Raw genomic sequence first — 12,859 nt, forward strand, 5'->3', positions numbered from 1 at the left:
ATGCCGGACAGGCCCTGGCGGCTGGACCGTATCTCGAATGGCAAGCGCTTTCTAGAGGGAGTGAAAGGTTTCAGGTCCCCCTGGTCCACTGCTGGTTGGTCGCCCCGTTGCACGTGTACGTGATGATCGCGGCCGAGTCCGCGGTGGATCCGCCGTTCACGTCCAGGCACTCGCCGCTCGCGCGGGACTTGATGTTCACGTAGGAGCCGGTGGTGGTGAGCGACCACTGCTGACCGGTCGCCGAGGCGTTGCAGTTCTCCTGCGTGACGGTGTTGGCGTTCTCCTGCACGCACAGGGAGCTGCCCCGCGCCACCAGCTGGTAGTAGCCGCTGCCGACCGACTTGAACCAGTACTTCTGGTTGTTGCCGCCGTTGCAGGTGTACTGCTTGATCTGGGCGCCGGCCCACAGCGACTGGCTGGTGACGTCGGCGCACTTGGCGGAGTTCCGGGCGATCAGCGTGTTGTACGTGGCGCTCGTCCCGGTGACGGTCCCGGCGGCCGTGTCGACGGTGACCTCGGGGGACCAGGACATGGACATGGTGGTGGAGCTCGGGAAGGTCAGCGGCAGCCAGACGTAACGGGAGTCGTTGACCGTGCCGCCGAAGGCGTTGCCCCAGCGGTCGCCCATGTAGAGGTAGGAAGTGCCCGAACTCCCCTGCACGGGAAGGACGTAGGCGGTCTGCGAGCCGTACGTCGTCGAGTCGCCGACGTTCGCCATCGCCGTCCAGGGGCCCGCGAGCGACGTCGCCGTGGCGTACTGCTGCTGGTTGGGGTTCCAGCCGGTCGCGCCCGAGGTGAGCATGAAGTAGACGCCTCCCCGCTTGAACAGCGCCGGGGCCTCGCGGTGACCGCCGTGCCAGGGGTCCGCGACCAGACTGGCGATCCCGGTGTAGTCGGCCGTCAGCCGGTAGATCTGCAGGTCGTAGTTCTCGCGGGCGGCCGAGACCATGTACCCCGCGCCGTCCGAGTCCACGAACACCGTGATGTCACGGGACATGTGCGTGCCCAGCGGCCGGAAACTGCCCTGCCAGCTGTAGTCGCCGTCGACCGTGTCCGACACCGCGACGGCCGCGCGGGCCTCGCTGTAGTCGACGCCGTTCTCCTTGTGCATCCACATCACGAACTTGCCGGTGGACGCGTTGTACATGACCTTGGGCCGCTCGATGTTGGCGGTCGCCAGTTCGGGGTCGGTGGCCTCGGTCAGGACGTGGTTGCGGAACTCCCAGTTCTTCAGGTCCGTGGAGCGGTAGGCGGACACGTACCGGAAGGTGTTGTCGGAGTTCCGGTTCTCGCCGAACCAGTAGTAGTACGAGCCGACCTTGAGGACTCCCCCGCCGTGTGCGTGCAGGGGGCTGCCGCCGGTGTCGGTGAACTGCGTTCCGTTGGTGATCGTCTGGGGTGCGGCCTGGGCCGGGCCCGCCGTGGCCAGTGCGCCGGCCAGTGCCAGACACAGGGCGAGGAGTACCGCGTACGCACGTCTCATCAGGCACGCTCTTTCGGGGGGTTGTCGGCCACGGGGATGCCGAAGTCGGGGGTGCCGTCGCGCTTCCAGCCGAGCCGCTGTACGCGGGTGTGCCGGTTGGGGTCGTTCAGCGGGTCGCCGACGATGTCCTTGTACTGACGGGCGTGGTAGACGAGGACGTCGGTGCGGCCGTCCTCGGCGACCGTGAAGCAGTTGTGGCCGGGGCCGTACTGCTTGGTCGTGTCGTTGCTGGTGAAGACCGGGGTGGGTGACTTGGCCCAGTTCGCGGGGTCCATGAGGTCACTGCCGGCGTCCGCGGTGAGCAGGCCCATGCAGTAGTTGAAGTCGGTGGCGCTCGCCGAGTACGACATGAAGAGACGGCCGTTGCGCTTGATCACCGACGGGCCCTCGTTGACCCGGAAGCCGATGCGTTCCCAGTCGTACTCCGGTGTGGTGAGCCGGACCTGAGGGCCCGTCAGCGTGAGCGGGTCGGCCATCTTCGAGAGCCAGACCGCGGTGTTGTTGTCCATCCCGGGCTCGTGCTGCGCCCACGCGAGGTAGCGGCTGCCCCGGTGGGTGAAGGTCGTGGCGTCGAGGGAGAAGGTCTCCCAGGCGGTCCTGAGCTGCCCCCTCTCGACCCACGTCCCCTTGAGGGGGTCGCGGTGGGAGTTCTCCAGGACCCAGATGCGGATCGCCCAGATGTCCTCGGCGGGCGCCGAGGCGAAGTAGATGTACCACTTGCCGTCGATGCGGTGGATCTCGGGCGCCCAGATGTGGGCGCCCATCGGACCGCTCGCGTGCTTCGTCCAGATGACGGACTCGGGGGCGGTCGCGATCCCGCGGATGGTGCGCGAGCGGCGCAGGATGATCCGGTCGTACTCGGGAGCGGTGGCCGTGAAGTAGTAGGAGCCGTCGGTGTGACGGTGGATGTACGGGTCGGCCCGGTTACGGACGAGCGGGTTGGCGTACCGGGCGCCCGCCGGGCCCCCGGGGGCACCCGTCGGGACCGCGGCGTGGGCCTGGGCCATACCGGGAGCGGCCAGCAGGGCTCCCGCGGCCAGGGCCCCCTTCAGCACCCTTCTGCGGCCCGGGGTCTCGGGCAGGTCGTCGTCGCGGCTCATGCTGACTGCCTCTCAGGGTGGGGGGACACAAAAACAAACAGAAATGTTCGGGATTTCGCACAAGATCTGTCATGGCGATCGCCGAAAAGGTAAGGGCGTGTTACGGGCAGGTCAACGGGTCGGGAGCGAACCGAGAAGAACTGGCCCGACAAACATCGGATGCCGAAGTTTTTGTTATCGACGCACGGGTGCGCCCGTCTCCACGGACGTGAACGAGAACATCCGCGTACGGGCGGCAGGGATTCGGGTACGGACGCCGGACGTTCGTGTACGGAGGGCAGGCATGCGCACACGGGTCTCGGGGGCGGCCGCGGCGCTCGGCGTCGTCGTCGTGACGGGAGTCGCGGCGCCGGGCGCGGTGGCGGCACCCGCAGGCGCGAAGGACGTCACGGCGGCGGTGCTCGCCGGGCACGACGTGACGCTGAGCGGCGACACCGTGGTGACCGTGCCGGCCGGGCGGACCACGTACGACGGGGTGTTCCGGGGCCGGGGCACGCTCACCGTGCGCGGCTCCGGCACCCTGGTCCTCACCAAGGACAGCGACTTCACGCTGCCCGAGTCCCGGCAGCGGCAGCGGGTCGCCACCCAGGGCGGCAACCACCCGTACACGACCGTGAGCAACCCGGACGCGCCCGCGATCACCGTCGAACGCGGGGCGACCCTCCAGTACGGCACGGGCGGCGGGACGGGCCTGATCGGGCACTTCCCGTACGACACTCCGGGCTACCGGCTGAACCAGCTCAACATCAAGGTCGACGGCACGCTGCGGCTGTCGCTCGTGCGGACCTTCAACCTCGGCACGATCAGCGGCTCGGGGCTGGTCAGCCAGCCGCGGTTCATGTGGGGCAAGCTCGACATCGCGGGCACGCACCCGTTCTCCGGAGTGATCGACAACGGCACGGCGATGGACGCGGGGAAGTCCGAGTACCCGGTGTCCCTGCCGAACGCCCGCGCCGTCCTCAACCAGGGCACGTGGACCGTCGACACCCCGCTCGGACAGACCGTCACCCTGCGGCAGGACTTCTACCAGCGGGAGTACGGCAGCGACATAAACGTCCAGTCGCGGCCCGGCAGCAAGGTCGTGCTGACCGGCCAGTACAGCTGGTCGGACCAGGGCGGCGACACCCACCCCTCGCTCAGTGACCCGGCCCTCAACTGGCGGCCCGCACGCAAGAACGTCAACAAGCGCGGCACCAACATCAAGGGGGCCGACGTCCAGTGGGGCGACGGGACCACGGACAAGATCTTCATGCCGGGGACGGCGGAGACCGTCTACATCAACCTGCTTGCCGCAAGGGCCCGTTCACGGCTCACCTTCGACTACGACGGGCCGGTGACGCTCGGCGCACCCATCGGCGGCGGCCGGTTCCACGACACGCTGTCCGCGCCCGGCGCCGGTGACGTCGTCATCAAGGGGACGAAGGGCAACGACGTCACCTTCGCCGCCGTCCAGTACTACGACGGCTCGACGACCGTCCAGAAGGGCGCGGTCCTGCGGCTGGGCAGTGGCCGCAAGGGCGGCGACGGCGGGCTCCACACCGAGGGCCGCCTCTACAAGGTGGTCAACGACGGCTCGCTGATACTCCGCAACACGGCCGAGCCACTCGTCCTGTCCAGGATCGGCGGCAGCGGATCTCTCACCCAGTCGGGTACGGCGACGGCGACACTGACGGGCGCGGCGGTGACGTACACGGGGACGACGACGGTCACGAAGGGCACGCTCGCGCTGGACGGGACGGGCCTGGTCCACAGCCGTGCGATCCGCCTCACGGGCTCCGGCGCGCGGCTCGACGTCCGCGACGCACCCGGAGCAACGCTGAACCTGACCACCTCACTGTCCGGCAGGGGCACGGTCGTCGGCTCGGTGACGAGTACGGGCAAGGTGGCGGGAGGCCTGACGGTGACCGGCGACTACGCGCAGCGTGCGGGCGGCCGACTCGTCGCAGGGGACGGGGCGTTGAAGGTCGGCGGCAAGGTGGCGCTGGCGGGGAGACTGGACGCCCGCGCGGTTGCCTCCCCCCGCTCGCCCACTCCCCCGAAGACCGGGGAGAAGCCGAAGGCGGGGTCGGGGGCGAGGCCGGAGACCGGGGCGGAGACGGTCACACTCATCGACCACGTCGGCAGGGGAAGGACGACGGGCACCTTCAGCGGGCTCAAGGAGGGCGCCACGGTCGAAACGGGCGGGGCCGGACACCGGATCAGCTACCGGGGCGGCGACGGCAACGACGTCGTCCTCACCCCGGCCACCGCGAGCCCGTCCGCGAGCGCCCGCGCGGCCGGGGAGCCGTCCGGCCCGAAGGCCGCGCGCACGCAGAACGCCGCAGGTCAGGGCTTCCTGTCAGGCGCGTGGTGGCCGGTGGCCGCCGCGCTGGGCCTGCTGGCGACGCTGCTGGTCACGGTGACCGAACGCCGCCGCGGCCGGCGGCAGGGCGGTCGGCACGCCTCCACGCGCTGACACGGGACACCAGTGATCAGGTGACCGCCGAAGAAGAGCGCGACGAGCGGGCCGCGTCCTCCTCCCGGCGTCCCCGAAGCCACACGTACACGGGGATGCCCGCGAACAGGAACAGCACGCCCTGGTAGACCGCCGCGTACCCCGCTCCCGCGATCAGCCAGAACGAGAAGGCGAAGGAGAGCGCGGCGACGATCAGGTCCCGGACCAGGCCCGCGGGGCGGACCCGCTCGCGTGTCCCGCGGGCCAGCCAGTACAACTGCGCGGCGGCGGACAGGAGGTACGGCACACAGCCGGTGAAAGTGGTGATCAGGACGAGCACACGGAACGTGGTGTCCGGCCCCGCCGTGTAGTTGAGCCCGATGAGAGCCGTGCCGAGCACCGCGCACGCGAGGACACCGAAGCCGGGGACACCGCCCCTGCCGACGCGGGCGAACGCCGCCGGGAACAGCCCGTCGCGCGCCGCCGCGTACGGCATCTGCGCGCTCATCAGGATCCAGCCGTTGAGGCAGCCGACCATCGAGGCGACGGCGACGGCCGCGATGACCGTGCCGCCCCAGTGCCCGCCGGTCATCGCGTCGACCGCGTCGGCGAACGGCGCCCCGGACTCGGCGAGTTGCCCGTGCGGAACGAGCCCGAAGACCGCGACCGTGCCGAGGAGGTAGACGACCGCGGAGGCGACCGTGCCGAGGACGCTCGCCCGGCCCACCGTGCGCTCCGGATCACGGACCTCGCCCGCGCTCATGGCGGCCGACTCGACGCCGAGGAAGCTGTAGAGGAGCAGGGCGGCCGAGGCGGCGAGCGCGCCCGGCACGCTGTCCCCGGAGGCGTTGAACGGCCCGAAGTTGTCGGTGTCGATGAAGAAGAGGCCGACGCAGGCGACGAGGAGCAGCGGCACGAACTTCAGGATCGTGGACACGATCTGCACCCCGCCGACCCAGCGGGTACCCGCGAAGTTCGCGGCGGCGGGGAGCCAGAGCGCGGCCACGGCCACGCTCGCCTCCAGGGCCCGGTTGCCGTCCAGCGGCAGCAGCACGTCGGCGTATCCGACGGTCGCCACGGCGAGGGCGGCGATGCTGACCCAGGTCATCGTCCAGTACGACCAGGCCGACAGGAAGCCCGCGAACTCACCGAACGCGTCGCGCGGGTACACGTACAGACCGCCGGTGACCGGGCTGCGGCGCGCGAGCTTCCCGAACAGCAGCGCGAGCAGCACCGCGCCGATGGACAGGACGAGGAAGGCGACCAGGCTGACCGTGCCGTACGGGGCGACGGCGGCGGGCAGCGCGAAGATGCCGCCGCCGATGATGTTGCCCATCACGAGGGCGGTGGCGGCGGCCAGGCCGAAGCCCTTCTTGGGGCCCTGCGACGCCGGGGCTTCCTTGGTCGTCGGTATGGGTTCCAGGGCGTCGGCGCCGGTGGCGCCGGTGGTGTCTGCGGCAGGCATGGCGGAGGTCCGTCTGTTCAGGGAGGGGGGCGCTGATCGTATCCTCCGGTCCCACATGGTGGGCGATCTGTTCACACACTGGACACAGAGGGGGTGCCCGCCCGCGCTTCGACTAGCGTCGTGGCATGACCAGCGACCCCACGCCCGACGCCCCCCGCTCCCTCGCCGAGGCCCTCGCCGCCGGCACGGTCGTCCTCGACGGCGGTCTGTCCAACCAGCTCGGTTCGGCCGGGCACGACCTGAGCGACGAGCTGTGGTCGGCGCGGCTGCTCGCCGAACGGCCGGAGGCGATCACCGAGGCGCACCTCGCCTACTTCGAGGCCGGCGCGAACGTGGCGATCACCTCCAGCTACCAGGCGACCTTCGAGGGCTTCGCCCGGCGCGGCCTCTCCGCGGAGCGCGCGGCCGAACTCCTCGGGCTCAGTGTCCAACTCGCCCGTGAGGCGGCCCGGCAGGCCGGGGCGAAGGGCGTGCGCGCGCCGATGTGGGTGGCGGCGTCGGTGGGCCCGTACGGGGCGATGCTCGCGGACGGCTCCGAGTACCGGGGACGGTACGGGCTGAGCGTCGCCGAGCTGGAGCGCTTCCACCGGCCCCGTCTGGAGGTACTGGCGCAGGCGGGCCCCGACGTCCTGGCCCTCGAGACCGTGCCCGACGCGGACGAGGCGCGGGCGCTGCTGCGGGCGGTGCGGGGGCTCGGCGTCCCGGCGTGGCTGTCGTACAGCGTGGCCGGTGACCGGACGCGGGCCGGACAGCCGTTGGAGGAGGCCTTCGCGCCGGCCGCCGACGCCGACGAGGTGATCGCGGTCGGCGTCAACTGCTGCGCCCCCGAGGACGTGGACGCGGCGGTGGCGACCGCCGCGCGGGTCACCGGCAAGCCGGTCGTGGTCTATCCGAACAGTGGCGAGACCTGGGACGCGCAGGCTCGCGCCTGGAAGGGCCGGGCCACCTTCACCTCCGAGCAGGTCGCCGGCTGGGAGCGGGCCGGGGCGCGGCTGATCGGCGGATGCTGCCGGGTGGGGCCCGGGGCGATCACGGCGATCGCGCGGGCGCTCACCCCGGCGTGACGGCTCGCGCCGGGCGCGCGACGGAGGTCCGGCCGCGCGACGCCCATGGGCCGTCGGCAGGCCCGGCGCACCGGCGCCCGCGGGCCGCCGAGCGGGCCGCCCGTCGCCGTGGTCCGCAGGCCGTCGGTGGCTGGTCGCGCAGCTCCCCGCGCCTCTAAAGGATTGCGCCGTTCCCCGCGCCCCTGGAAGGGGCGCGGGGAACGGCACGACCCACCGCACCTGTCACACCTTCCGCACCCCCCGGGGCCTCCGAAGCCGCCGTACCACCGCCTGCGGCACCACCCCCGGCGCCGGCGCCACAGCGGCACCCTCGATCCCCGCGGCGGCGAACTCGGCCTCCCACAGGCCGACTTCCCGATCGCGCGGCCCCCGCACAACCTCCGGCTCCCCCGCCCCGAACACCCGTACCGGGTGCGTGTCGTCCCACGCCGCCCACCCCGGATCCCCGTCGACGGCGAACCGCACCCACGCCGAGTGCATCGCGTCCGCGAGGTCCTGGGGCGCCCCCGGCCCCGCGAGCCTGGCCGCCTCGGGCACACCCACGGTGTCGAAGACGAAGCCCAGCTCCAGCGCGTGGCAGGCGCCGAGGCCCGGCACGTTCGACGGCCAGCCGAACTCGTAGACGTACGAGGGCGCCCGATGGGCGTCGGCGAGCCGGTGCAGCGGAACGCGCAGCAGGAAGTCGGTGACCATCTGCCCCACCAGGTCACCGGTGCTCGCCCGGGGGTGGGCCAGCCGGTAGCCGCGCGGCACCTCGGGGCCGCAGCGGCAGCGGGCCATCGCCCCGGCCAGCGCGAGCGGCCCGAGCCGGTCGACGCGCTCCAGCAGACCGGTCGGCGCGAGCCACAGCCGGTACTCCTCGCTGGTCCAGCCCAGGAGCAGCTCCACGTCTCGTGCGACACCGCCGTCGAGCAGCGCCTCCAACGGGTCGCGCGGCACCAGGTCGCCGTCGACGACGATGCCGAAGGCGGGCCCGCCGAGGACCGGGCTCGCCCGGCGGGAGGCCTCGGCCTGCGCTCCGGCGAGGGCGGCGCGGTCCACCGCGGCGAACGCCCGGGCGGTGGCCGGGACCTTCAGCCGGGTGGCCATGCGCCGCACCACGCGCCGCACCTTCTCCCGGTCCGTCGCCTCCGGCGGCCCGCTCTGCAGCGCGGCCCGCCGGAACAGGCCCTGGGCGCGCGGGCTCGCCAGCAGCGCCCCGACGCTGATCGCTCCGGCGGACTCGCCGAAGACGGTCACCCGGTCCGGATCACCGCCGAAGCCCGTGATCGCGTCCCGTACCCACTCCAGCGCGGCGAGCTGGTCGCGCAGGCCGGGGTTCGCGGGGGCGTCCGGGAAGAGCCCGAACCCCTCCACTCCCAGGCGGTAGTTGAGGGACACGAACACCACACCGTCCCGGGCGAAGGACCGGCCGTCGTAGACGGGCATCGCCGACGAGCCCCGGGTCAGTGCCCCTCCGTGGATCCACACCATGACCGGGAGCCGGGCGCCCGGGCCCGGCTCCGGCGTCCACACGTTCAGGTTCAGGCAGTCGTCGCCCGGCACGGCCGGGTCGGAGAGCAGCTTCGCGAACGCCTCCGAGTACGGCGGCTTGGGCGGCGTCGGCCCGAAGGCGCCCGCGTCGCGCACACCGGTCCAGGGTTCGGGCGGGACGGGGGGCAGGAAGCGGCGGGGGCCGAAGGGCGGGGCCGCGTAGGGGATGCCCCGGAAGACCGCGAGACCGTTCTCGTACCGGCCTCGCACAGCACCGTAGGGGGTGCCGACCACAGGACCCTCGGCCATTCGACCCTCTCCTCCACTCGACGGAACGCGACCGGCCCGTGGTGACGACGTGGCCGAAACCGACGTCGGCGACGGCCCCCGGACCACGGCGGACAGCCCCCGGAACGGGGACGATCCCACGTGTACGGCTCGTCCGGTACGGGAGGCCGCCCCTCCAGCGGATCACGAAACCCACCAGTCCCGCAGCTCCGGAGGGGCGGAATCCACCGTGCCGCAGGCCTTCCGCCGGGGCGGGGCGACACGTGCGGGCCGCCCACGACCCGAGTGTTCGACATTTCGAAAGTTTCGGCGCTGTGGAATTCCACTGAGTACCCGCTCTTCCACGGCGAGTTCGAGCGCCCCTAATCTAGGAAGCGCTTTCTACCCGAAACTTTCGCGGGCCCTCGGGACGGGGCCGGAGAGGTGGGCTTCCATGGTGCGTACCGGGAGCGTGGCGGGGCCGACCCTCGCGGTCGTGGCCCGCGAGGCGGGGGTGTCCGTGCCCACGGCCTCGAAGGTGGTCAACGGCCGTGAGGACGTGGCACCGGAGACCCGCCGCCGGGTCACGGAGGCGCTCGACCGGCTGGGCTATGTGCGCAGACCCCGGTTCGACGCGCTGAAGTCACCGGGCCTGGTCGATCTCGTCGTGCACTCGCTGGACAGCTCCTGGTCGGGCGCCGTCCTGCACGGGGTGGAGGAGGCGGCGCACGACGCGGGCCTGGAGGTGGTGGTCTCGGCGGGTCTGACCCGGACCCGGGGCGGCCGTCCGGAGCGCGGCTGGCTGGACAAGCTCTCCGCACGCGGCTCCTCCGGAGTGCTGTTCAACCTCGCCGAGCTGACCGCGTCCCAGTACGCCTGGCTGGAGCAGCACCGCATCCCCTACGTGCTGATCGACCCGGTGCTCGAACCGCCGCCGGGTGTCGTCTCGGTCGGCGCAGCCAACTGGCACGGCGGGGTCACCGCCACCGAACACCTGCTGTCGCTCGGCCACGAACGCATCGCCGTCATCGCGGGCTACCGCCGCAAGATGTGCAGCAGTGCACGCGTTGCCGGCTACCGGTCGGCGCTCGCGGGGGCCGGGCTGCGCCACCGGCCCGAGTACCTGCGTTACGGCAGCTTCGACGAGAGCGCCGCGCACCGCAGGATGCTGGAGCTCCTCGATCTGCCGGAGCCGCCCACGGCCGTCTTCGTCTGCTCGGACCGGATGGCCCTCGGCGCCTATCGGGCGCTCGCCGAGCGGGGGTTGTCCGTACCGGACGACGTGAGCGTGGTCGGCTTCGACGATCTGCCCGAGGCGCACTGGGCCTCGCCCGCCCTGACGACCGTGCGTCAGCCGCTGTCCGAGATGGCGGCGACGGCGATGCGCCTGCTCGTGCGGATGATGGCCGGGGAGCAGCCCGAAGGGACGCGGACGGAGTTGTCGACCCGGCTGGTCGTGCGGGCGAGCACGGCTGCACCACGCTGATCCTGCCGGTCCGGGGCGGGAGGTGCGGGAGGTGCGGGCCGCCCGCGACCGGTCACGGAGCACCCCGCGTCCCCGAGGGGCTCTCTTCGTCGCCCGTCGCCCAGGTGATTCCGCCCAGCAGGTGCCGGCGGAAGTCCGGGTCCTCGTACGCCTCCGTGGCATGGCCCAGCGCCGTGTAGAAGACGCGGCCGGCGCCCTGTTCGCGGCACCAGGCGAGCGGATGGTCCTCCCCCATTCCGCCTCCCTCGTACGAGTCCTCGTCGGCCGAGACGAGCACGCGCACCGCACCTCGCGGGCTGGTGCGGAAGTCGTACCACTCGTCGGTGAACGCCCAGACGGCGGGCAGGTGCCGGGTGGCCGGATGATCGTGGTCCTCCACGACGGCCCGGCCCGGCTGGTGGTCGGGGTGGCGGGCGAAGCGGGCCCCGAGCAGTTCACCGTAGTAGGGCCAGTCGTACTCCGTACAGGCGGCCGCGTGGACCCCGACGAAGCCGCCGCCCGCCTCGACGTACGCGGCGAGGTGCTCCCGGCCGGCGGGCGTCAGGACGTCACCGCTCGTGGAGAGGAAGACGACCGCCGCGTACGGGCCGACGGGCGCGTCGAAGAAGGCGGGGTCCTCCGTCGCGTGGACGGTGAAACCGCGCTCGGCACCGAGTGACCGTACGGCGGCGACACCGTCCGGGATCGACTCGTGGCGGTAGTCCGTGGTGCGGGTGTAGACGAGGACGCGGGGTTCGGGCTGCGCTGCCATGGCAGCCGACTCTAATGCGCGGTTTGGGCGGTTCACGGCGACGGCCGAGGTCCGAAATTTTCGATCAGCGAGCCCCGCCGACGGTCTTCTTCGGTGCTCCCGGGACTCAGCCCGTCGCGCCCACCTCGTTGTTGGGCGCCCCGTCGCCCACCGGCGGCAGATCGCCGCGCTCGACCGGTTCGGTGGCGGCGCCGTCGGGCGCCGGCGGAAGGAGGGCGGTCAGTTCGTCGCCGTCCGGGTGGTGTGCCGCCTCCGCGGCCCCGCGCAGGACGGCGCGATCCAGCCCCTTCACGTCACCGGCGAGCCGGATCACATGGCCGTCGCGCGGCACGGCGTACTCGTGCCGGCTCCCGGCCTTCCGGTACCAGGCGTCCCCGTCGCGTTCACAGGTGACCTCGTCCCGCGATCCTCCCGCTGTCGCCGATCCCCCCGAGCCCTGACTCACTTGTACCGTCGGGCAGTTCTCCGCGGTCATCGTGCCGCGGTCCACGAACATCTCGAACGTGGCGCGGGCCTCCTGCGACACGTACGCGGCGAAGAACCCGTCACCGCCGTACACCCCCACCGACTGCCGGGCCACGGCGAACCCGGGCGCCTCGGTGACGTAGACGTGCTCCGGCGCGATCCCCAACGCCCGGGCCCGAGCGTCGAGTTCGACGGGATCGGCGACGCTTCCCGTACTCGATTCGACACCGGTCCCCGCCCCTGCCCCGGCCTTCTCCGTACCGCAGGAGACGAGCAGCAGGGACAGCAGCAACAGCGGCAGCGGCAGCACTCGCACGGCACGGATCATGGACGCCATCCTGCCGTATGGGCGTTCGATGCGAGTGCCCGAGGCGGACGTTCGCCGGGTACGCCCGATGGTCACGCTCGGCACGCGTGTCCGATTCCTTCAAGACCCGGCTCCGCCGTCGTCACTACGGTGAACCCATGACTCCACGATTCGATCTCATCGGTCTCATCGTCTCCGACATGACCGCGTCGCTCGCCTTCTACCGCCGGCTCGGACTCGAGTTCCCCGAGGGGGCCGAGAGCGCTCCGCACGTCGAGGCGGAGCTGCCCGGCGGGCTGCGGCTCGCGCTCGACACGGAAAACACGATCCGTTCCTTCCACCCCGAATGGCGGCCGCCGACGGGCGCGGGCCGGATCGGACTGGCCTTCGTGTGCGACAGCCCCGCGGACGTCGACGCCACGTACGAGGAGATGGTGGCCGCCGGTCACGAGACGGAACTGAAGCCCTTCGACGCCCCCTGGGGCATGCGGTACGCGGTCGTCCTCGACCCGGACGGCAACGGGGTGGACCTGTTCGCCCGGCTGGACGGCGCCGCGTAGGAGC

General features: G+C 72.1%; 10 protein-coding genes. 4 read left to right on the plus strand and 6 right to left on the minus strand.

The window, feature by feature from the left end; translation table 11 throughout:
* Window positions 1-70: 70 nt before the first annotated feature.
* Together O1Q96_RS33955 and O1Q96_RS33960 are read right to left on the minus strand one after the other, a co-directional pair.
* Entirely contained in the window at window positions 71-1,483 is a 1,413-nt protein-coding gene (locus tag O1Q96_RS33955; protein ID WP_269251796.1) for an RICIN domain-containing protein, read from the minus strand.
* Entirely contained in the window at window positions 1,483-2,583 is a 1,101-nt protein-coding gene (locus O1Q96_RS33960) for a glycoside hydrolase family 43 protein (protein ID WP_269251797.1), read from the minus strand. Before O1Q96_RS33960 ends, O1Q96_RS33955 begins: the two co-directional genes overlap by 1 nt.
* A 283-nt stretch (window positions 2,584-2,866) precedes the next feature.
* Between O1Q96_RS33960 and O1Q96_RS33965 the strand changes: the two genes are divergently transcribed.
* Window positions 2,867-5,038, plus strand: a complete 2,172-nt coding sequence (locus O1Q96_RS33965) for an autotransporter (RefSeq protein WP_269251798.1) — start codon at window positions 2,867-2,869, stop codon at window positions 5,036-5,038.
* Between the two features lie 16 nt (window positions 5,039-5,054).
* On the opposite strand, the gene O1Q96_RS33970 is transcribed toward O1Q96_RS33965, so the two are convergent.
* Window positions 5,055-6,482: an APC family permease gene (locus tag O1Q96_RS33970; protein WP_419586995.1), complete on the minus strand. Its 1,428-nt coding sequence runs from the start codon at window positions 6,480-6,482 to the stop codon at window positions 5,055-5,057.
* 125 nt (window positions 6,483-6,607) lie between these two features.
* Here O1Q96_RS33970 and mmuM point away from each other — a divergent pair, with 125 nt between their 5' ends.
* Window positions 6,608-7,546, plus strand: coding sequence for a homocysteine S-methyltransferase (mmuM, locus tag O1Q96_RS33975; protein WP_269251799.1), 939 nt, complete (start codon window positions 6,608-6,610; stop codon window positions 7,544-7,546).
* Between the two features lie 222 nt (window positions 7,547-7,768).
* On the opposite strand, the gene O1Q96_RS33980 is transcribed toward mmuM, so the two are convergent.
* On the minus strand, window positions 7,769-9,328 hold the full coding sequence (locus tag O1Q96_RS33980; protein ID WP_269251800.1) for a carboxylesterase/lipase family protein: 1,560 nt from the start codon (window positions 9,326-9,328) through the stop codon (window positions 7,769-7,771).
* A 412-nt stretch (window positions 9,329-9,740) separates the two neighbouring features.
* Here O1Q96_RS33980 and O1Q96_RS33985 point away from each other — a divergent pair, with 412 nt between their 5' ends.
* Window positions 9,741-10,772, plus strand: a complete 1,032-nt coding sequence (locus tag O1Q96_RS33985) for a LacI family DNA-binding transcriptional regulator (protein WP_269251801.1) — start codon at window positions 9,741-9,743, stop codon at window positions 10,770-10,772.
* Between the two features lie 52 nt (window positions 10,773-10,824).
* On the opposite strand, the gene O1Q96_RS33990 is transcribed toward O1Q96_RS33985, so the two are convergent.
* Both O1Q96_RS33990 and O1Q96_RS33995 read right to left on the minus strand, forming a co-directional pair.
* Window positions 10,825-11,523, minus strand: a complete 699-nt coding sequence (locus tag O1Q96_RS33990; protein WP_269251802.1) for a ThuA domain-containing protein — start codon at window positions 11,521-11,523, stop codon at window positions 10,825-10,827.
* A gap of 106 nt (window positions 11,524-11,629) precedes the next feature.
* On the minus strand, window positions 11,630-12,316 hold the full coding sequence (locus O1Q96_RS33995) for a hypothetical protein (protein WP_269251803.1): 687 nt from the start codon (window positions 12,314-12,316) through the stop codon (window positions 11,630-11,632).
* A gap of 137 nt (window positions 12,317-12,453) precedes the next feature.
* On the opposite strand from O1Q96_RS33995, the gene O1Q96_RS34000 reads away from it, so the two are divergent.
* Window positions 12,454-12,855: a VOC family protein gene (locus O1Q96_RS34000; RefSeq protein ID WP_269251804.1), complete on the plus strand. Its 402-nt coding sequence runs from the start codon at window positions 12,454-12,456 to the stop codon at window positions 12,853-12,855.
* Window positions 12,856-12,859: the final 4 nt, after the last annotated feature.

The sequence above is a fragment of the Streptomyces aurantiacus genome, from assembly GCF_027107535.1.
GTDB lineage: Bacteria > Actinomycetota > Actinomycetes > Streptomycetales > Streptomycetaceae > Streptomyces.